The sequence below is a fragment of the Noviherbaspirillum sp. genome, assembly GCF_035254865.1.
In the GTDB taxonomy this organism is placed as follows: domain Bacteria; phylum Pseudomonadota; class Gammaproteobacteria; order Burkholderiales; family Burkholderiaceae_D; genus Noviherbaspirillum.
This window is the reverse complement of sequence record NZ_DATFAF010000075.1, coordinates 183,233-204,660: the sequence shown is the minus strand read 5'-3', so window position 1 is coordinate 204,660 and position 21,428 is coordinate 183,233. Positions and strand designations below refer to the sequence as shown.

The window sequence follows — 21,428 nt, the reverse complement described above, 5'->3', positions numbered from 1 at the left end:
AAAGATTCATATTGGATGAATCTTATATGGCATTGCGCCGCAAATCAACCGTGGCAAGAAAGAATCGTCCGGATTCGCCCAAAAAGCTCAAGTCTTGCGTAAATCCAGCTTCAGCAGTGTTGTGTCGTTTTCAAGAGAGCGCGAGCAAACAAAGCCGAACCCCTGCGCCAGGGCAATCAGCGCCTTGTTGTAGCTGAGGGTTTCGCCCACGATTTCCTGCGTGCCGCGGTCGCGGCAGTATTGCACCAGCTTGCTCATCAACCGCCGTCCGAGCCCCTTCCCCTTGAGATCGGAGCGGATGATGATGGCGAACTCCGCGCTCACGTTGTCAGGATCGAAAATCACGCGCGCCACGCCCAGCGTTTCCGGATGACCTTGTTCGTTTTTCCAGCTTGCGATAAACGCCATCTCGCGGTTGTAGTCGATCTGCGTCATGCGCGCCAATTGCGGATTGGTCAGCTCCCGCATGCGGACGAACATGCGGTAACGCACGTCTTCCGGATCGAGCGCATTGAAAAACTCGATGTGCTGCGGCCCGTCTTCCGGCCTGATCGGGCGCAGCATGACCTGCATGTTCTGCCACGCGATCGTTTCTTCCAGTTCTTCCGGATACGGGCGAATTGCCAAGCGATCCACGCCGCTCTTCCCTGTCGGCTTCACCCCGATGCGTGCATCGAGCGCAATCACGCCGTCGGCATCGGCCAGCAGCGGATTGATATCGAGTTCGGCAATTTCCGGAATGTCCACGATCAGATGCGATATCTGGATCAGGGCGTGGCAGATCGCATCGATGTCCGCCGCGGAACGGTTGCGATAGGCGGCAAGCAATTTCGACACGCGCGTGCGCTGAATCATGTCGCGCGCCAGCACCATGTTCAGCGGCGGCAAACCCACCGCGTGATCGGCGGTTATCTCGACCGCAATTCCTCCTTGCCCGAACAGGATGACCGGACCGAACACCGGGTCCGAGGTCACGCCGATGATCAGTTCGCGCGCGTCGGGGCGCCGCACCATCGACTGCACCGTAAAGCCGCTTAATTGCGCATCCGGGCGCAATTCACGCAGGCGCTTGTTCATCGCCTGGGCCGCAGTGGTGACCGATACGGCATCCTCCAGATCGAGCACCACGCCGCCCACGTCGGACTTGTGCGTGATATCCGGCGACAATATCTTGAGCGCCACCGGGAAGCCGATTTCCTCGGCGCCTTGCGCGGCCTCTTCCACCGTGGCCACCGAGCGGGTTCGTACCACCGGGATGCCATATGCCGCCAGCACTTCCTTCGCCTCCGGTTCCGACAGCATGCCCCGACCGCTGGCGAGCACATTGGTGACGACGGATCGCGCCTTGGCGCGGTCTTCCGAAATGCCGTGCGCGGCCGATGCCGGCACTTCCATCAGCAATGCCTGGTTGCGGTTGTATTGCACGATCTGCATGAAGCCGCGCACCGCCTCTTCGGGCGTGTCGTAAGTCGGTATGCCGGCCTCGGTGAATGCGTTGCGCGCCTGCGCAACGGAATCGCCGCCCAGCCAGCAGGCGAGAATGTTGCGGTTCGCCTTTTTCACGACCGGCGCGACGGCGGCCGCGATGTCGGCGCTCGGAACGATCGCGGTCGGCACATGGATGAACAAGGTCGCGTCGACCTCTTTTTCCCGGAGCATGATTTCCAGCGTTTCGACATAACGCTCCGCCGACGCGTCACCGATGATGTCCACCGGATTGCCGTGCGACCAGGTGTCGGGAAGAATCTGGTCCAGCCTCTGCATCGCCTCGGGCGACAAATTGGCCAACCGGCCCTGCTTGCCGATCAGCGCGTCGGTCGCGAGCACGCCCGGTCCGCCCCCGTTGGTCACGATCGCAAGTCGGTCGCCCCGGATGGGCCTGGAACGGGCCAGCGTTTCCGCCGCGTCGAACAAGTCCATCGTCGTGTAGACGCGCAGCATGCCGGCGCGCCGGATCGCCGCGTCGTACACATCGTCCGAACCGGTCAGCGCGCCGGTATGCGAGGCGGCCGCGCGCGCGCCCTCCGGCGCCCTGCCCGCCTTGATCACCAGGGTCGGCTTGGTACGGGCGGCCGAACGCGCGGCGGACATGAATTTTCGCGCATCCCTGACCGCTTCCATGTACAGCATGATGGCGTGCGTATCCGGATCGCTGGCCAGATAGTCGAGCGTGTCGCCAAAATCGACGTCCGCGCTGTCGCCGAGCGAAATGAATTTCGAGAAGCCGATGCCGCGCGACTTCGCCCAGTCGAGGATGCCGGTCACCATGCCGCCGGATTGCGAGACGAAGGCGATCTTTCCCGGCAGCGCGCCGGTATGCGCGAAGCTGGCATTGAGCGACAGGCCCGGCACCAGCAGTCCCACGCAGTTCGGGCCGAGAATGCGCAGCAGATGCGGCCCGGCCGCGGCCAGCATCAGTTCTTTCATGCTCCTGCCGTGCAGATCCTTGACACCGGAAAGGCCGGCGGTCAGCACGATCGCGGCCTTGGTTCCCAGCTTGCCCAGATCGCTGATGATGACCGGGACGGTTTCCGGCGGCGTGCAGATGACCGCCACGTCGGGCGCGCGCGGCAGATCCTTCACCGCGGCGTAGGTCTTCATTCCGGACAACGTTTCGTACTTCGGATTGACCGGCATGATCTCGCCCTTGAAACCGCCGATGACCAGGTTTTGCAGCACGGTCGCGCCCACGCTGTGCGGCCGGCTGCTCGCGCCGACCACGGCAATGGAGCCGGGTTCGAACAGTGACTTCAGATTTCTGACTGTCATATGCGATTCCTAAGTTGCGCAGAGCCGCCTCACGCGGCTGCTTGTAATCGTCCCGAATGCGTCTCGGCACCGCCAATGCAAAACGACAGTGTAGGCGCTTTGCGGCATGGTGACGACCCGCCTCCATGCCTTCCGAATTCCTGCCCATGACGCGGCGTCGATGCTATGAAACAGCCGCCCGGAAACTTTTGATTTGCATCAAAAATGCCAAAAGTAATAGATCGTGCGTTCGCTTTTCTCTGGACTGGGCTATATCTTGGCCCTACGCTATTACTACTGGTTTTGATACCAATCATGTTTGGCTCATTAAGAAAAGAAGGGGTAACACATGTCCTATAAAACCGTTCTTGTGCACGTCGACAAAGACAAGCATGCAGGCGAGCGCATCGAACTTGCCGCCAAGATCGCCATGAGTGAAGAAGCACATTTGATCGGCGCAGCACCGACAGGAGTTTCGCGGTTTGTCTACCAGTCCCGTTATATTTACGAGGGCGGCGGCATGACGACTCACCTTGAAAACCACATTGAAGAATTGCGCAAGGACGCAAGCGACGCGCTCAAGAACTTTGAAGAGGTCGTCAAGAAAATCGGCGTCCAGTCGTATGAAGCCCGCGCCGTGGACGATGAGGCCGGCGGCGGCGTCAGCCTGCAGGCCCGCTACAGCGACCTGGTGGTGATCGGACAAACCAATCCCGAGGAACCATCGACCACCACCCTTCCCGATTTCCCCGAATTCGTCGTCATGAATTCCGGCCGCCCGGTGCTGATCGTGCCCTACGTCGGACACTACAAGACCGTCGCGAAACGCGTTCTGATCGCATGGGATGCCAGCACCAGCGCAACCCGCGCCGTCACCAGCGCAATTCCGCTCCTGAAGCGCGCGGACAATGTCGACGTGGTCGTCTTCAACGCCGAGTCGAAAGGCGATGCGCATGGCGAGCAACCGGGCGCGGACATCGGTCTCTACCTCGCACGCCACGGCATCAAGGTCAACGTGGTGCGCCAGAAGACCGATATCGACGTCGGCAATGCGCTGCTGTCAATTTCCACCGATCTCGGATCCGACATGATCGTCATGGGCGGTTACGGGCATTCCCGCTTCCGTGAGATCCTGCTCGGCGGCGTCACCCGCACCGTGCTGGAGTCCATGACGGTTCCGGTTTTCATGTCGCACTGATCATTTCTCATCCCGGCGCGCGCAGCAGCTTGCGCGCGCCATCCTTCCCGCCTCCCGTTTCCAGTACCCCGGTTGTGTACGCGCAGCCTCAGTGCTTGCGGTCATTGCCGAAAACTTGATCTTGATCATTTATGCGCGGCACGCCGTTCAATTAGTATCGGCTGATGTGCGGCAATCCGATCGCCGTACATCGCGTCTCACCTCTGCAGCGCGCCTGCTTGTACCACCCATTGTCTTAAACAGAAATAAGGAAGCACCATGCAAACCGAAATCCTGAACGTGACAGGAATGAAGTCCGAAGATTGCACCGAATCCGTCATGCGCGCGATCAAATCCATCGACGGTGTCAGCAACGTCAGCGTGTCGTATCCGCAGAGCCGCGTGATCGTGCAGTACGATGAGGACCAGACAGCCACCCAGGAAATGGCAGCAGTGCTCGCCAAGGTCGGCTACGGTGTGAAGAAAGTCGCGCTGGAAGAGATCGAGTCCTGCGGCGGTTGCTGCGGCAAGTGCGGCGGTTGAGGCCGCACTCCGGACAACGAATTACGGTTGTTTTTCCGAGCCGCCGGCCATGCCATGGCCGACGGCATAGACGGCAGCCTGCACACGGCTCGACAGATTGAGTTTTTTCAGGATGTTCTGCACGTGAATTTTCACGGTGCTCTCCGCGACATCCAGCGTGCGGGCAATGATCTTGTTGCTCTCGCCCCGCGCCAGGCACGCAAGAATTTCCTTCTCCCGCGGCGTCAGCTTGTCCAGATCGGACGGCGGCTCGGGTTTCGCACCGCCTCCCTGCAAGTGCGCCACCAGCTTGGTGGTCATCGCCTCCGCCAGCACCGGTTCGCCGGCGGCTGCACGGCGGATCGCCCGCACCAGGTAATCAGCGTCGATATTCTTGATCAGGTAGCCGCGCGCGCCCGCTTGCAGCGCGGCCTTCAGGTCGTCCGCCTCTTCCGACACGGTCAGCAGGATGACGGCGGTATCCGGGCAGTCCTGCAAAAGCAGTTGCAGCGTTTCCAGGCCGGACATGCCGGGCATGTTCAGGTCGAGCAGCACCACATCCGGCCGCAGTTGCTTGGCGCGCTTGATGCCCTCCACGCCATCCGATGCCTCGCCAACGACAGTGAAGTCGGCGTGGCGTTGCAGCAGCGAGCGTATACCGCTGCGGAACAGGGTATGGTCGTCAACCAGCAGCACGGTGATGGGTTGGGCGGGTGTGTTCATGTTTTATTGTTATTCCAGATCATGCGGCGCGACGCTCTTCCTGCGGCAGTTGCAGCGACACTGTCGTGCCCTTGCCGATTTCAGAACTGACTGCCAGGGATGCGTGAATGCGCTGCGCGCGTTCTCGCATGATGTTGATGCCGACGTGATTCTCCCCTTTCTGGTGTAAAGAATCAAACTGGAAACCGATGCCGTCATCGCGAATGGTCAGCGAAAAATCCTGCCGGTTGTCGAGGCGGATTTCGACGCGTCGCGCCATCGCGTGCTTGCGCACGTTCGACAGCGCTTCCTGCACGATGAACAGCATCTGCAACTGCTGCTCGCGCGAAAATGGCGGACCGTTGCCCTCGGCAATGAATTCCGCTTCGATGCCGGTCTGGCGACGGAATTTGTCCACCGTCGTCTTCAGCGCGCCGAGCAGATCGTCTTCCGCCAGCCGGCTGCGGAAATTCAGCAAGAGTTCGCGCACGTCTTCGTAACTTTCCTGCACGCCTGAGCGCAGTGCCGGAACAATTTCGGCCGCCTCTTCGGTGTTGCCCGAACGCAGCGAGTCGTCCAGCATCTGGATTTGGATGTTCATGAAGGTCAGGCCCTGCGCGATGCTGTCGTGCAGCCCCTGGGCGACCAGATTGCGTTCCTCGGAAATCGCCATTTCGCGCTCGCGCGTCGCAAGCCGCAGGTTTTCAATCGCGATGCCCAGCAATTGCCCCAGCGTTTCCAGCAGCGCCTGCTCGCGCTGGCCGAAAATCTTCGGCTCGCGGAAGTGGAGATTGAAAAATCCGAGATGCTGCTCGTGGGCCTCGATGTGGAACACCGAGATCGTCGCAAAGCCCTCTTTCGCACACAACAGCCCGCGCGACGTATCCGATTCGCGCAAGTCGCGCACGATCGATATCTTTTTCGCCACGGCCTCGCCGCACAGGCAATCTCCCACCTTCATGCATTGCTCGGAGGCCGCGAGACCGGTTGAAATCCCCTTGTGCACGACCATGTGCAGATTGCCATTCTTGTCGTCGAGTACGCGCACGGAGCCGCCGGCGGCGCCGAAATACTTGGTGATGCGCTTCAGGAAACCGTCGCACATCGATTCCAGGGTTTGCGGCCTTTGCAGGAAGGCGGCGCTGTCATACAACAAGCCGAGCTCGCGATTCTGGTCGGCCAGTGCCGCCGTCTTTGTCTGCACCCGCTGCTCCAGGCTGCCGTACAACTCCTCGAGCCGGTCAGCCATGTGGTTGAAGCCGCGCGTGAGCTGACCGAATTCGTCGTTGCTCTCGACTTGAAGACGAACGCTGAAATCCTTTTCCGTCATGCGCTGAATGCCGACCTGCAGTCGATCGATCGGCTCGATAATGAGCAAGAACATCAGATAGATGAGCACGACCGTGCCGCTCAGCGCCATCGCCACCAATGCGAGTTGCGACGAACGCAGCCAGAACGTGCGCAGCTCGCTGTCCCGTTCGATCAACTGCACCAGGGCATCCACTTCGGCAACAAAACTGTCCACTTGCGCCTGATACTTTTGCCAGGCCGTCTGCCTGGCGACACCATTCTGACGCAGCACATCGGTCGCCATCGGGCGCATCGAATGGCTCCAGCGATCCTGGATCACGTGAAAGCCATTCTGAATCCGGGTTGTCGGCGGCAGCAGCAAGGGGCGCTGCGGATCGCCGCGATGCAGGCGGTCGAAGGTCTGTTCGATCGCCTTCAATTCCTGTTCGGTGGCGGGCTGCATGCTTTCCGAACCGGCCTCGTTCACCAGCCGTGCCAGCAACATGCTCAGGCGATAGCTGTGCATGCGCAGCGTGCCGGTTTCATTGATGGCGGCAGAGCTGCCTTCCAATTGCCAGGAAAGCATCAGGGTCGCACCGATCGCGATCAGCGCAAGCAGGAGAAAACCGAGCAGCGCGCCGACAATTTTCGTTGAAAGGCGTTGCCAGGTCGGCAAGAGTGTTTCCAAAGTGATTCCGTCAAGGTACCCAAATGGCCGGCCTCGCTTGCGCCTGGAGAAGGCCCAGGCGGCAATAGGCCGGATTCGCCGGTAGGTGGTGGTGGCCGGCTCCATACGGTTACAGTATAACGGCCTGCTGCACCGGCCGCATTTGCATCTCGCACATTTGCATGCCGATATAAAGCTGGATCCAGGAAAGCACCTGCGCCGGCTTCTGGATGTCGAGCCAGATCAAGCGCTGCCGCACGATGCGCGGCGGCGGCGAATCGGTTGCCACCGCGATGACGTGGCTGTCATGCGGGTAAAGGGCCGGTTCACCGAGGCCGGGGCGATAGATTTCCAGCTTCGGAATCGGCGCATTCTTGAAACCCTCGACCAGGATCAGGTCCGTCGCAGACTGGCAACGCAGCAGCTTGTCCAGATCCGGCTCGCGACCGCGGCTTGACGAAGCGACAAGCACCTTGGCAGCGCCGGCGGCATGGAGGCGGAAGCTGTCCTTCCTCCTGTCCTCGGACGAGGGCTCATGGTGCGTATGCTTGATGACATTGATGCGCAAGCCCTGCGACGACAGGCGCGGCAACACATATTCGAGCAGCGCCGTCTTTCCGCTGCCGGACCAGCCGGCAATGCCAAGCACCGGCGCTGTCATGCGGCCTCCACCAGTATGCGTTTTTCCAGCGGGCAAACCAGCGGCAGGAATTCCTGCTTGCGCGGCGAATACGCAAGCAGCGCGCCGGTTTCAATGTCGAAATACCATCCATGCAGCATCAGTTTTCCTTCTTCCACGCGGCGCTTGAGCCACGGATAGGTCATCAAGTTGTCGAGCGAATGCAGAATGCTGGCCAGTTCGCAGGCTTTGTGGCGCTCATTGCTCGACTTGTGTTCGAGTTCCCGCATCACACTCTGCCGCACCGGCTCGGCGATACGCATCCAGCGTTCGACGAAATTCGTTTCGGGTGCCAGCCGGCGCGGCGCCATGAGCGCGCGGATGCCGCCGCATTGCGCATGACCCAGCACGATCACGCGGGCGACTTCAAGTCCGCAAACCGCGAATTCGATGGCGGAACTGACGCCAGGCGGCGCGTCTGCCCGGCAAGGCGGAACGAGATTGGCGATATTGCGCACCACGAACAGCTCGCCCGGATCGCTGCCCGTCAACAGTGCCGGATCGACGCGCGAGTCGCAGCAGCCGATCACGAGGGTGCCGGGTCGCTGGCCTTCACGCAGACTATCGAAGATTCCTTGTTCGCTGAGATACTGTTCCTGAAACCGGCAGAAGCCGCGAACGAATTTTTCGATGTCCTGCATGATCGTCACCCGCCCGTCTGTGCCATGAATCGGATGATCTTTTCCGGCTGCTCTCGAAATTCATGCCGCTGCGGTTTCAGCTCGATCGCCTGCCTGATCGCCGCCTCCAGCTCCGCATCGCTCGCGCCATCGCGCAGCAAGGGGCGGAACTCGAATTTTTCTTCCTGGCCGAGACAGAGATACAAGGTGCCGTCGACCGCCAGTCGCACGCGATTGCAGGTGACGCAGAAATGCTGCGACATCGGCGTGATGAAGCCGACACTGGCGCGGCCGTCGGCCGTGGCGAGATAGCGCGCCGGACCGCCGCCGAGTTCGCGCGCTTGCGCTTGCAAGCCGAACTTCTGCTGCAGGCGCGACTGAATCGGTCCCAGCTCCATGAACGACGCATCGCGGCCTGTAGCGCCCATGGGCATCGCCTCGATCAGGCGCAGGATGAATCCCTGCTCGATGCAGAACTCGACCATCGCATCGATCTCGCCATCATTGATGCCGCGCATGGCAACCATGTTGATCTTGATCGGATCGAAGCCGGCTGCCTTGCCGGCCATGATGCCTTCCAGGATCGCCTCCAGGCTGTCGCGACCGGTGATCTTTTCCATGCAGCCGCGGTCGAGTGAATCGAGGCTCACGTTGATGCGCGAGACGCCCGCGTCCTTGAGTGCCTGCGCATGACGGCTCAAGCGCGTTGCATTGGTGGATAGGGACAGGTCGCGAATGCCGGGCAAGTGTGCAATGCGCGCGGCGAGTTCAGGCAGATTGCGGCGCAGCAGGGGCTCCCCGCCTGTGAGTCGTATGCGCGAGGTGCCAAGCCGGGCAAATACCGAGAGCAGGCGCTCGATCTCATCGAATGTCAGCCAATGCTTCGGTTCTTCGAATCCCTTGAAGCCTTTCGGAATGCAATAGGTGCAGCGCAAGTCGCAACGGTCGGTCACCGACAGACGCAAATAATCGATGGATCGGCCAAAGCGGTCACTCAGCATCATCACTCCCGATGGTTTGGTGGTGATTGCATTCTATCGTCGGCTGTCATCCCTGACAGTTGGCACGAGGACCTAATACAGGTAGTTCTTAAGTAGTAGCGATGCGCAGAGCTGCGGCGAAAAAGAGTGCGTGGCGTCTGTACGCACTTGTCCCCGCGCAAGCGGGAACAAAACGGATTTGCCGGTGGGAGAATGCGGAGGCCCAGTCAGCCGGCTGGCGACGCGGGCCGTGACTTACTGCACGAGCGGCGATTCGGCGCCATCGAGCGTTATGCCCTCGATGTTGGCGCGCCCCACCAGGATCTGCATGTACTGATGCACGCCACGCTGCCATGCGGCAAGCGTGAGATTCTCCGCGATCTCTTCGCGCACCGCTTCGAACGGCACCAGCTTGCCCTCGATCTTGCGCATGACCTGCACGATGTGCAAGCCGAAGCGCGTCTCGAGCAAACGGTTTCCCAGTTCGCCTTCCGCGAGCCGGAAAACATATTTCTCGAATTCCGGCACGGTTTGCCCGCGCGTCAATTGACCGAGGCTGCCGCCCACCGCGGCGGACGGGCAGTTCGAATACATCTTCGCCAATTCGGCAAATCGCTCCGGTTGCGCCTGCAGCTCCACAAGAATCGATTCCGCCGTCGTGCGCAGAAATTCCAGTGATACCGTCGGCGTGACCTGGAACAGGATGTGGCGCGCTTCCACGATTTCGCCGCTGGAAAACATTTCCGGGCGGCCCTGGTAGAAGTTCCGGCATGCCTCTTCGTCGGCTTCCGGCACGCGCACCTCTTGCGTGAAGAGCGTTTCGATGCGCGTGTCGTCGTCCTCGCCTTCAATGCCGAGGCGATCGGCTTCCTGGAGAAGCACCGTGCGCAGGACCAGTTCCTGCACACTTTGCTTCAGCGGGTTTTCCGCACGTTGATGATGCGGCATCTCGTTCTCGATGGCGCGGTCGGTGATCTCGACGCCGTTGACGGAAATACCCATGACAATCTCTCCTTGTATGACTTAACGCGGACGCACCAGCTGATAGGCGCGACCAAGGTAGCCGACCGAAGCAAAACCGCTCCAGACGTGCACCAGACGAGTGAACGGGAAGATCACGAACAGTGACATGCCCATGAACAGATGGATCTTGAAGACGGTCGGCGCATCGGCGATGAAGGATGCGGCATCACCGCGCAGCGTGATGACGTGCTGTGCCCAGGTCATCAACTGCACCATCATGTGGCCGTCGGTATGCGACGCGGACACGAAGATGGAGGACAGGCCGAGCAGCAAGGTGACGAGAATCCACAGCATCACGACCTTGTCCTTGAAGGTCGTCACGCGCAGCAGACGATCGTTCGAGAAGCGGCGTGCCAGCAGGATCAACAGGCCGATCAGGCACAGCGCCCCCATCAGGCCGCCGGCCGCCATCGCGATAATCTGCTTCGCGCTATGCGAGACGCCGAGCGTGTCCCACACTACTACCGGTGTCAGCAAGCCCACTGCGTGGCCGAAAAACAGACCGATGATGCCGATGTGGAAAAGGATATTGCCGAGACGCAGGCTGCCACGATGCAGCATCTGGCTCGACTCCGATTTCCAGGTGTATTGCTCGCGATCGAACCGGATCAGGCTGCCGAGGAAAAAGATCGCCAGCGCGATGTACGGGTAGATCCCGAAAAAGAACTGATTGGCATAATTCATTGTTATATCTCCTTTATCGATGCTCCGGCAGCGCCGTCGTGCAATGTTGGATCATCCGGCGGCGCAAGCATTGTTGCGTGCGCCCTTCGGATAGAAATTGATAGGCTGGACGCCGTTCCCCTGTGCCTTCTTCAGCAGCGGCTCGACGCCGTCGACGCCGGGGCCGAAGGTTTCCAGCGCTTCATCCATGTCGCGTACCGGCGGTTCGCTCAACTCCTCCGCCACCACCGGGCTGAGTTGTTGCACGGCGTCGAACACGCCTGCGTAGGGGCTGCCGTTGGCGGCCAGCTTGCGTCCCACGTGAGCCAGGACATGGACCGCGTCGGACAGCAGGCGCTCCGCTTCGTCCTTGTCCAGTTGCGAGAGGAATTCGAGAAACAGCGGCACATAATCCGGCAGGTCGTCGCCCACCATTTCCAGTCCGTGCTTCTTGTACTCTTCCATCAGGTCGACCATGGCCTGACCGCGATCGCGCGATTCGCCGTGGATGTGTTCGAACAGGTGCAGCGAATGCGAGGGATTGCGATCGAAGGTCGCCACATAGTTTTCCTGCAGCGCGATCAGCTCTTCCTGCGCAAGGTAAGCGAACAAGGGGCGCAAGGGAGCGTGCAATTCCGGGGTCTTCTCCAGAATCGACTCGAGTTCGCCGAGGCTGTCGATCAGCCCCTGCTCGGGATACAGCAGGAGGGCCGACAAGACTTGATAGTGTTGCATAGTGATTCCTTTTTGACTCGCTTCAGAGTGGCTTCAGGCAGAACGGCAGGACGGACGAACTGAATGGAGGAACAGGCTGTCCATCCTGCCTTCTGACATCAAGCGCCTTCCGTCTCGCGTTTCTTGCGCGACTTCGGCATGTCGACAAAGATCACCGATCCCTGCTTCTTCTTGCCGAACAGCGACTGATCGCTGACGCCATCCGAGCAGCCGTTGCCGAAGCTGAAGCCGCACGAGCCTTTTTCGTTGAAGCTGTCTTCTGCCATTTCCTTGTGGCTGGACGGGATCACGAAGCGGTCTTCGTAATTGGCAATCGCCATGATGTGATACATGTCTTCCACCGTTGCCTTGTCGAGGCCGACCTGCTTCAGGACCTCAAGGTTCTCGACACCATCAACCGACTTGCCGCGCATGTAGGCGCGCATGGCGAGCATGCGGTCCAGTGCGTGCACCACCGGTGCTTCCTTGCCTGCGGTCAGCAGATTGGCCAGGTACTTGACCGGAATGCGCAGGCTCTTGGTATCGGGGATGATGCCGTTCATGCCCATCTTGCCGGACTCGGCCGCAGCCTGGATCGGCGAGAGCGGCGGGATGTACCAGACCATCGGCAGCGTGCGGTATTCCGGATGCAGCGGGAAGGCGACCTTCCACTCCATCGCCATCTTGTACACCGGCGAACGCTTGGCGGCTTCCAGCCATGCGTCGGGAATTCCCTGCTTGCGCGCTTCCTCGATGATCTTCGGATCATGCGGATCGAGGAACAGGCCGAGCTGCGATTCGTACAGGTCCTGCTCGTCGGGCACCGATGCGGCGGATTCGATCTGGTCGGCGTCGTACAGCATCACGCCGAGGTAGCGGATACGGCCCACGCAGGTTTCCGAGCACACGGTCGGCTGGCCGGCTTCGATACGCGGATAGCAGAAGGTGCACTTCTCGGCCTTGCCGGAAGACCAGTTGTAGTAAATCTTCTTGTACGGGCAGCCGGAAATGCACATGCGCCAGCCGCGGCACTTGTCCTGGTCGATCAGCACGATGCCGTCGTCTTCGCGCTTGTACACCGAGCCGGACGGACAGGATGCGACGCAGGCCGGGTTCAGGCAGTGTTCGCACAGACGCGGCAGGTACATCATGAAGGTGTTTTCGAACGTGCCGTACATCTCCTTCTGCACGTTGTCGAACAGCTTGTCCTTGCTGCGCTTGGCGAACTCGCCGCCAAGGTCGTCTTCCCAGTTCGGACCCCATTCGATCTTGTCCATCTTCTTGCCGGTGATCACCGAGATCGGACGCGCGGTCGGCGGCGTCTCCGACAAGGGCGCGTTCTGCAGGCGCTCGTAGTCGTAGGTGAACGGCTCGTAGTAGTCGTCGATGGCCGGCAGGTTCGGGTTGGCGAAAATGTTGGCCAGGATCTTCAGGCGGCTGCCCTGACGCGGTTCCAGCTTGCCGGCCGCATTGCGCTTCCAGCCGCCGTTCCACTTGTCCTGGTTTTCCCACTCTTTCGGGTAGCCGATGCCCGGCTTGGTTTCGACGTTGTTGAACCATGCGTATTCCACACCGTCACGGCTGGTCCAGACGTTTTTGCAGGTGACCGAACAAGTGTGGCAACCGATGCACTTGTCCAGGTTCAACACCATGCCAATTTGCGCTCTAATCTTCATGTTTGCTCCAGATCTGTGACTGTGATTACGCTTTTTCTTTCAGCGGGCCTTCCAGCCAATCGATGTTCTTCATCTTGCGAATCAGCACAAACTCATCGCGATTCGAACCCACGGTGCCGTAGTAGTTGAAGCCGTAGGAGAGCTGCGCGTAACCACCGATCATGTGCGTCGGCTTGGTCACGACGCGCGTCACCGAGTTATGGATACCGCCGCGCATGCCCGATGTCTCGGCGCCGGGAACGTTCACGATCTTTTCCTGGGCGTGATACATCAGGGTCATGCCGACCGGTACGCGCTGGCTCACCACCGCACGGGCGGTCAGCGTGCCGTTGACGTTGAAGATTTCGATCCAGTCGTTGTCGACGATGCCGGCCACTTTGGCGTCCTCTTCCGACAGCCACACGTGCGGGCCGCCGCGTGACAGCGTCAGCATGCGCAGGTTGTCCGAATAGGTCGAGTGGATGCCCCACTTTTGGTGCGGCGTAATCCAGTTGAGCGCGATTTCCTTGTTGCCGTTCGGACGCTTGCCGAGCATCGAGCTGGTGGTCTTGGTATTGATCGCCGGCTTGTACACGCACAGACCTTCGCCGAATTCGCGCATCCACAGGTGGTCCTGGTAGAACTGCTGGCGACCGGTCAGAGTGCGCCAGGGAATCAGTTCATGCACGTTGGTATAGCAGGCGTTGTAGCTGACTTCTTCGCTTTCCAGGCCGGACCAGGTCGGCGAGGAAATGATCTTGCGCGGCTGCGCCTGCACATCGCGGAAACGGATGCTGTCATGTTCGCGCGGGATCGCCAGATGCGTGTGATCGCGGCCGGTGATTTTCGACAGCGCATCCCATGCTTTCACTGCAACGTGGCCGTTGGTTTCGGGCGCAAGCGAGAGAATCATCTCGGCTGCATCGATCGCGGTGTTCAGGCGTGGTTGGCCCTTCGACACGCCCTCTTCCGTGACCACACGATTCAGGCCGCGCAAGACGTCGACTTCATGTTCCGTCTTCCAGCTGATGCCCTTGCCGCCGTTGCCGACTTTCTCCAGCAATGGACCGATCGAGGTGTACTTCTTGAACACGTCGCGGTAGTTGCGTTCCACCACCGTCATCGACGGCATGGTTTTGCCGGGGATAGGCTCGCATTCGCCCTTGCGCCAGTCCTTCGGATCGAAAGGCTGGCCGAGTTCTCCCGGTGTGTCGTGCATCAACGGCGTCAGCACCAGGTCTTTCTGTGTGCCGAGGTATTCGCCGCCGATCTCGCTGAATTTCTCCGCGATGCCCTTGTAGATTTCCCAGTCGGACTTCGACTTCCACAGCGGCTGCACGGCTTCCGACAGCGGGTGGATGAACGGATGCATGTCCGAAGTGTTCAGGTCATCCTTTTCGTACCAGGTCGCGGTCGGCAGCACGATGTCGCCGTACAGGCAGGTGGTGGACATGCGGAAGTCGAGCACGACCAGCAGGTCGAGCTTGCCTTCGACTGCCGGACGCACCTTCACGTCCTTCGGCAGCACGCAGCCTTCTTCCTCGCTCATCAGCGCATTCTGCGTGCCGAGCAGGTATTTCAGGAAGTACTCGTGGCCCTTGCCGGAGCTGCCGAGGATGTTGGAACGCCACACGAACATGTTGCGCGGGAAGTTCGCCGGATTGTCCGGATCGTCGCAGGACAGGTTCAGCTTGCCGTCCTTCAGATTCTCGACCGCATACTTGACCGGATCCTTGCCGGCCGCTTCCGCGGCGCGCACGACTTCCAGCGGGTTGGTTTCGAGCTGCGGTGCGGAAGGCAGCCAGCCGAGGCGTTCTGCCTTGGCGTTGAAATCGAGCAGCGACATTTCTGCCGTCTTGCCATCCGCCGTCGGGCAGAGGATTTCGGAAGTCTGCAGCTTCTCGTGACGCCATTGGCTGGTGTGCGCGTAGAAGAACGAAGTCGAGTTCATCTGACGCGACGGACGATGCCAGTCGAGCGCGAAGGCGAGCGGCGTCCAGCCGGTCTGCGGGCGCAGTTTTTCCTGGCCCACATAGTGCGACCAGCCGCCGCCGGATTGACCGACGCAACCGCACATCATCAGCATGTTGATGATGCCGCGGTAAGTCATGTCCATGTGGTACCAGTGGTTCAGCGCAGCGCCGACAATCACCATGCTCTTGCCGCGCGTCTTGTCGGCGTTGTCCGCGAATTCGCGCGCCACGGTGATGACGTCTTCCGGCTTGACGCCGGTGTGCTTCTGCTGCCACTTCGGCGTATAGGGAACGTCGTCGTTGTAATCGCGTGCGACATTCTTTCCGCCCAGACCGCGATCGACGCCGTAGTTCGCCATCGACAGGTCGAACACGGTAGCGACCAGCGCAGTCGTGCCGTCGGCCAGTTGCACTTTCTTCACCGGCACGTTGCGAACCAGCACATCGTCGGCATCCTTGCCGCCGAAGTAGCCGAAGCCGACTTCGACAACATCGTCGCGATCGTCAATCAGAGAAAGCTTGGGATCGATCGGCTTGCCGCTCTTGCCTTCGATCTGTTCCAGGTTCCACTTGCCCGATTCGCCCCAGCGGAAGCCGATCGAACCGGCCGGTGCCGTGATGTTGCCGGTTGCCTCATCAATGACGAGCGTCTTCCATTCCGGATTGTTGGCTTCGTCGAGATTGTTGGCGAGATTGGAGGCGCGCAGGAAGTAATCCGGCACCAGATGGCCGTTCTTTTCCTTCAGCAGCACCAGCATCGGGAAGTCGGTGTACTGCTTCGCATATTCGCGGAAGTAGGCCGACTTGTTGGTTGCGTGGAATTCTTTCAGGATCACGTGGCCCATCGCCATCGCGAGCGCGGCGTCGGTGCCCTGCTTCGGCGCGAGCCAGATGTCGCCAAACTTGGCCATTTCGCCGAAGTCGGACGAGACGGCGACCGTCTTCGTGCCCTTGTAACGCACTTCGGTGTAGAAGTGCGCGTCCGGGGTACGGGTCATCGGGATGTTGGATCCCCACACCATGAGGTAGGTCGAGTTGTACCAGTCGGCCGATTCCGGCACGTCGGTCTGCTCGCCCCATACCTGCGGGCTGGACGGCGGCAAGTCGCAGTACCAGTCATAGAAGCTCATCGCCACGCCGCCGATCAGGCTCAGGTAGCGTGTGCCCGCGGCATAACTGATCATCGACATCGCGGGAATCGGCGAGAAACCAAGGATGCGGTCCGGTCCGAATTTCTTGATGGTGAAAGCATTCGCCGCAGCGATGATCTCGTTCACCTCGTTCCAGTCGGCGCGCACGAAACCGCCCTGACCGCGCACCTTCTTGTAATGCGCTGCGCGCGCCGGGTTCTGGCTGATATGCTCCCAGGCCTCGATCGGGGACATGGTCTGGCGTGCTTCGCGCCACATCTTCATCAGGCGGCCGCGCACCATCGGATATTTCACGCGCTGGGCGGAATACACATACCAGGAATAGCTGGCGCCACGCGGGCAGCCGCGCGGCTCGTGGTTGGGCAGATCGGGACGGGTGCGCGGATAGTCGGTCTGCTGGGTTTCCCAGGTGATCAGGCCGTTCTTGACGTAGACCTTCCAGCTGCACGACCCGGTGCAGTTCACACCGTGGGTCGAACGCACGATCTTGTCATGCTGCCAGCGCTGGCGATAGGCGTTTTCCCAGGTGCGGTCTTCATTGACAACCGCGCCATGGCCGTTGGAAAAGGTTTCCTTCGGCTTGCTGAAGAATTTCAGGCGGTCCAGAAAGTGACTCATGGTTTCTCCATCCTTGTGCCCGGCGACCAGGCACATTGTTTTTCGAGGCTTGATACGTGGCTAGATTCGTGGCTTGTCTACGCAGAAAGTCTACGCAGATGTATCACGACTTGATATTCCCTAGAAGTCGGGCCGGTCTCTGCGGAGTGACTAGCCCGTCTAGATCAAAAGTAGTAGTGCGGGATTGAAGCGCGCCCCGTCGAGCGGGGCGTGCCAGAAAATCAACAAGGCATATCCGCGCCCTTGCGCGAATAGAACCACCAGGTGATGGCGACGCAGGTCACGTAGAACCCGATGAAGCACCACAAGGCTGCTTCAGGCCCGCCCGTCAATGCGATCGAGGTGCCGTAGCTCTTCGGAATGAAGAAGGCGCCGTAGGCTGCGACTGCGGAGGTGAAGCCGAGCACAGCAGCCGCTTCCTTGTTGCCGTTCGTGATGGCTTGTGCTTCCGCCGCCGCGCCTTTGCCGGCGGCGGCACGCTGCTGTTCGGTAAGGAAGATGACCGGGATCATGCGGAAGGTCGATGCATTTCCGACACCGGTGCCGGCGAACAGCAGCATGAACATCCAGAAGAAGCCTGTGAAGCTGCCCGCAGTGCCGGCGTTCGGCAGGAAGAAGATGACGCCGACCACGGCAAGCGCCATCACGATGAAGGTCCAGAACGTGACGACCGCACCGCCCAGCTTGTCAGAAATCCATCCGCCCGCGACGCGCGCCAGGGCGCCGACCAGCGGGCCGAGGAAAGCGTATTGCAAAGGATTCACATTCGGGAACTGCGACTTGATCAGCAGCGGGAAACCTGCGGAATAACCGATGAACGAACCGAAGGTGCCGAGATACAGCCAGCACATCAACCAGTTGTGCTTGCGCTTGAAAATAACGGCCTGCTCTGCGAAGGATGCGTTTGCCGATGCCAGATCGTTCATGCCATACCAGGCTGCGACGGTCGTGACCAGGATGAACGGCACCCACACGAAGCCCGCGTTCTGCAGCCACATTTCCTTCGTCATGCCGCCGCTGCTCCATACCTGCGCTTCGCCGCCGAGGCCGCCGAACACGCCTGCAGTGATCACCAGCGGAACCACGAACTGCACCACCGAGACGCCGAGATTGCCGAGGCCGGCATTCATGCCCAGCGCATAACCCTTCTGCGATTTCGGGAAGAAGAAGCTGATGTTGGCCATCGAAGAAGCAAAGTTGCCGCCGCCGAAACCGCACAGCAAGGCCAGGATCAGCATGGTCGGATAGCTGGTCTCCGGATCCTGCACCGCATAGCCGATGCCGATTGCCGGGATCAGCAGCGATGCTGTGGAAATCGTGGTCCACTTACGGCCGCCGAAGATCGGCACCATGAAGGAATAAAAGATGCGCAAGGTCGCCCCCGACAAACCGGGCAAGGCGGCCAGCCAGAACAACTGGTTGGTGCTGTACTTGAAGCCGATGTTCGGCAAGTTCACCACCACCACGCTCCACACCATCCACACCGCGAACGCCAGCAGCAAGGCCGGGATCGAAATCCACAGGTTGCGGTTGGCGGTCGACCTGCCTTTGCTGAGCCAGAAGGACGGTGTTTCCGGCTCCCAGTGGCTGATCAGATATCTACTCACGTTTTTCTCCTATTAATGGCAGACGGGGCGTTTGCCCCGGAATTCGATGGCAAATGTTCAGGCTGCTTTCGCAAACGGCATGGCCGATTCAGGTACGTTTCGCTCCGGCTTGAACGAGTAATGCATCCACACCAGCGACACGCAGACGGTTCCGTACAAGAGCATGAATGCGCTGGAACGGATGCCGGTCAGGTCGACCAGCGCACCGAACATGATCGGCAGCACGAAGCCGCCCAATCCGCCGGCCAGGCCGACGACGCCGGATACTGCGCCGATGTTGTGGGTGAAATCGTCGGAAATGAACTTGAAGACAGATGCCTTGCCGACCGCCATGGCGACGCCGACGACGAACAGCAGCACCGTGAACATCACCGGCGACACGCCGATATTCATCGCCATGTCACCCTTCACGGTTTTGACGATCATGCTGGTCTGCGGATAGGACAGCAGGAAGAAGCTGACCCAGCACACCCACATCACCCACCAGGTCACCTTGTAGGCGCCGTACTTGTCGGAAATCCAGCCGCCCAGGGCGCGCAACACGCCGCCCGGCAGGGAGAAGCACGCGGCAAGCAAGGCAGCCAGCCGCATGTCGAAACCGTATTCGGACACGTAGTACTTCGTCATCCACAGCGCCAGCGCGACATAGCCGCCGAACACCACGGAGTAATATTGGCAATAGCGCCATACACGCGGGTCCTTCAGCACCCGCAACTGCTCGATAAAGGACACGTTGGACGGCACCGTGTGCGACTTGTCGCTGTAGGAGAAGAACCAGAACAGCAAGGCCGTCGCCAGCATCGCAGCCGCATAGACTTTCGGCAGCATGGTCCATCCAAAGGCGGCGATGATGGGCGGCGCGACGAATTTCGTGAGCGCCGACCCGGAGTTGCCCGCACCGAAAATGCCCATCGCCAGACCGCGACGCTCTTGCGAGAACCAGCGCGCCACATACGGCGTGCCGACCGAGAAGGAACCGCCCGCCAGGCCGACGAACAGGCCGAGAACGAGGAAGTGCCAGAACTGTGTCGCCTCGCTGATCAGATAGATCGGGATCACGGTGGAAAGCATCAGCGCGAACAGGACGACGCGGCCGCCGAACTTGTCGGTCCAGATGCCGAGCGGCACCCGCACCAGCGAACCGGTCAGCACCGGCGTCGCCGCCAGCAGGCCGAACTGCGTTTCGTTCAGGCCGAGCTTGGCCTTGATCGGGATGCCGAGCACCGCGAACATCATCCAGATCGCAAAGCAGATGGTGAATGCGAAGGTACTGCTGACGAGTACCGAAATTTGCTTCCTGCCGTTATTGTTTGAATCGACCACGACGTACCTCCTTGGACGAATGACCAGATGCAGCAAGGTTACGACTGGTCACGCGACAGCACTATTGGCCGGAGGGGTATTTGCGGGAGGCAAGCGAGCTAGACCGGTAGCGCTTAGGGATTAGGCAAGTCTGGGGGAAATAGGCCGAAAGTAGTAGAAGAGAATCGACGGGCGAGAAGCCCCTTCGGCCGATGTGGCTCCTGTTGCATCGTGCAGCCGGAAACATCCGGTTATCCGATCCGGCGCGTGGAGATCAGCCCGGTCCTGCTTCCGACGCCAGGCGCTGCTGCATCGCAGGCGTCATCTCGACGTTCCGATTGGCGTCGATCAGCATCACTTCCTTGAGTCCAAGGTGCTCGGCAATCTCGCGCCAGTGCGCAGGACCGGCGACAAACATCGGCTTGGAGTTGCCGTCGGAGCGCAGGCCGACGTCCATGCCGCCCGAGACGATGATGGTCACCGAAGCCACCAGATCGGTCGTTTCTCCGGTGCGTGGATCGATGATGTGCGGATGGCGTTTGCCATCTTTCATGAAGTAGCGCTCGTAGTCGCCGCTGGTGCCGACGGCCTCGTTGTCCTGCAGCGCGACGCTGGCGATCATGCCTTCCGAGCGCGGGTCGCGGATGCCGACGCGCCAGGGCCGGTCTCCCGGCCGGCCGATTGCGAGTATGTTGCCGCCGACATTGATCAGCGCCGCCTTCACATGTTCGGCGCGCAGAATGCGCGCAGCCTGGTCGAGCGCATAGCCCTTCGCGTAGCCGCCCAGGTCGAGCATCACTGCCGTGTTCCTGCTTGAAATCCTGGTGCCGTCGAAAACCAGATCGGACATGCGCGGATTGGCGTCGACCCAGCGCTTGATCTCCGCCCTGCTCGGTCCGTGTTCGGTGATATCGCTGCTCTGAAATCCCCATAGCCGGATCAGGTGGCCGATGGCGGGATTGAACAGGTTGTTCGATTGTTCGGCAAGGACGGTGGCGGATTTCAGCAGATCGACCATTTCTTCGTCTGCCTGATACACCTCGCCGCGTGCGATGGCGTCATTGAGCGCAGTCAGCTGGCTCGGCTGCCACGCGTGGAATTTGTGATGCAGCCGGTCGAATTCCTTCAGGACCGCGGCGCCCAGTGCCTGCGCGCGCTCTTCGGATTCGCCGTAAACACTGACTTCAACCTGGGTGCCAAAGACGTGACCCTGCGTTCGGTATACCGTGTCGTTCTTGCCGCAGCCTTCCAATAGCGGCAACAGGAGAAACAACACAAACGCCCACAAGCTCGGCTTACGCATCCCCGTAATTCCAGTGCTTCAAGTTAAAAATACG

16 protein-coding genes are annotated in these 21,428 nt (G+C 60.4%); 2 read left to right on the top strand and 14 right to left on the bottom strand.

What is annotated here, in order from left to right:
- Positions 1-87 precede the first annotated feature (87 nt).
- The gene (locus VJ651_RS18360) at positions 88-2,769 is read right to left on the bottom strand and encodes a bifunctional acetate--CoA ligase family protein/GNAT family N-acetyltransferase (RefSeq protein ID WP_324108824.1); all 2,682 of its coding nucleotides are present in this window, start codon (positions 2,767-2,769) and stop codon (positions 88-90) included.
- 328 nt (positions 2,770-3,097) lie between these two features.
- Here VJ651_RS18360 and VJ651_RS18355 point away from each other — a divergent pair, with 328 nt between their 5' ends.
- Both VJ651_RS18355 and VJ651_RS18350 read left to right on the top strand, forming a co-directional pair.
- Positions 3,098-3,946 carry a universal stress protein gene (locus VJ651_RS18355; RefSeq protein WP_324108823.1) on the top strand — a complete coding sequence of 283 codons (849 nt, stop codon included), beginning with the start codon at positions 3,098-3,100 and terminating at the stop codon, positions 3,944-3,946.
- 258 nt (positions 3,947-4,204) lie between these two features.
- Complete coding sequence (locus tag VJ651_RS18350; protein WP_136417186.1) at positions 4,205-4,468, top strand: heavy-metal-associated domain-containing protein; 264 nt, start codon at positions 4,205-4,207, stop codon at positions 4,466-4,468.
- 21 nt (positions 4,469-4,489) lie between these two features.
- Here the strand turns inward: VJ651_RS18350 and VJ651_RS18345 are convergent, their stop codons facing one another.
- The 13 genes from VJ651_RS18345 to VJ651_RS18285 form a co-directional block, all read right to left on the bottom strand.
- Entirely contained in the window at positions 4,490-5,170 is a 681-nt protein-coding gene (locus VJ651_RS18345; protein ID WP_324108822.1) for a response regulator, read from the bottom strand.
- Positions 5,171-5,189: 19 nt separating this feature from the next.
- The gene (locus VJ651_RS18340) at positions 5,190-7,127 is read right to left on the bottom strand and encodes a type IV pili methyl-accepting chemotaxis transducer N-terminal domain-containing protein (RefSeq protein WP_324108821.1); all 1,938 of its coding nucleotides are present in this window, start codon (positions 7,125-7,127) and stop codon (positions 5,190-5,192) included.
- A 109-nt stretch (positions 7,128-7,236) separates the two neighbouring features.
- Positions 7,237-7,767, bottom strand: coding sequence for a molybdopterin-guanine dinucleotide biosynthesis protein B (gene mobB, locus VJ651_RS18335; RefSeq protein WP_324108820.1), 531 nt, complete (start codon positions 7,765-7,767; stop codon positions 7,237-7,239).
- A complete protein-coding gene (locus VJ651_RS18330; protein WP_324108819.1) occupies positions 7,764-8,426 on the bottom strand; it encodes a carbonic anhydrase in 663 nt (220 codons plus the stop codon). Before VJ651_RS18330 ends, mobB begins: the two co-directional genes overlap by 4 nt.
- 5 nt (positions 8,427-8,431) lie before the next feature.
- Entirely contained in the window at positions 8,432-9,406 is a 975-nt protein-coding gene (gene moaA, locus VJ651_RS18325; RefSeq protein ID WP_324108906.1) for a GTP 3',8-cyclase MoaA, read from the bottom strand.
- A 234-nt stretch (positions 9,407-9,640) separates the two neighbouring features.
- Positions 9,641-10,387: a peptidylprolyl isomerase gene (locus VJ651_RS18320; RefSeq protein ID WP_324108818.1), complete on the bottom strand. Its 747-nt coding sequence runs from the start codon at positions 10,385-10,387 to the stop codon at positions 9,641-9,643.
- A 21-nt stretch (positions 10,388-10,408) separates the two neighbouring features.
- Positions 10,409-11,092, bottom strand: coding sequence for a respiratory nitrate reductase subunit gamma (narI, locus tag VJ651_RS18315; protein ID WP_324108817.1), 684 nt, complete (start codon positions 11,090-11,092; stop codon positions 10,409-10,411).
- Positions 11,093-11,143: 51 nt separating this feature from the next.
- Entirely contained in the window at positions 11,144-11,806 is a 663-nt protein-coding gene (narJ, locus tag VJ651_RS18310) for a nitrate reductase molybdenum cofactor assembly chaperone (RefSeq protein WP_292933561.1), read from the bottom strand.
- 98 nt (positions 11,807-11,904) lie between these two features.
- On the bottom strand, positions 11,905-13,461 hold the full coding sequence (gene narH / locus VJ651_RS18305; RefSeq protein WP_324108816.1) for a nitrate reductase subunit beta: 1,557 nt from the start codon (positions 13,459-13,461) through the stop codon (positions 11,905-11,907).
- A gap of 25 nt (positions 13,462-13,486) precedes the next feature.
- Entirely contained in the window at positions 13,487-17,182 is a 3,696-nt protein-coding gene (locus VJ651_RS18300) for a nitrate reductase subunit alpha (RefSeq protein ID WP_324108815.1), read from the bottom strand.
- A 221-nt stretch (positions 17,183-17,403) separates the two neighbouring features.
- Complete coding sequence (locus tag VJ651_RS18295) at positions 17,404-18,789, bottom strand: NarK family nitrate/nitrite MFS transporter (RefSeq protein WP_324108814.1); 1,386 nt, start codon at positions 18,787-18,789, stop codon at positions 17,404-17,406.
- Between the two features lie 57 nt (positions 18,790-18,846).
- Complete coding sequence (locus VJ651_RS18290; RefSeq protein WP_324108813.1) at positions 18,847-20,112, bottom strand: nitrate/nitrite transporter; 1,266 nt, start codon at positions 20,110-20,112, stop codon at positions 18,847-18,849.
- Between the two features lie 253 nt (positions 20,113-20,365).
- Positions 20,366-21,394 (bottom strand): FAD:protein FMN transferase, encoded by a 1,029-nt coding sequence (locus tag VJ651_RS18285; RefSeq protein WP_324108812.1) that lies wholly within the window; start codon positions 21,392-21,394, stop codon positions 20,366-20,368.
- Positions 21,395-21,428 lie beyond the last annotated feature (34 nt).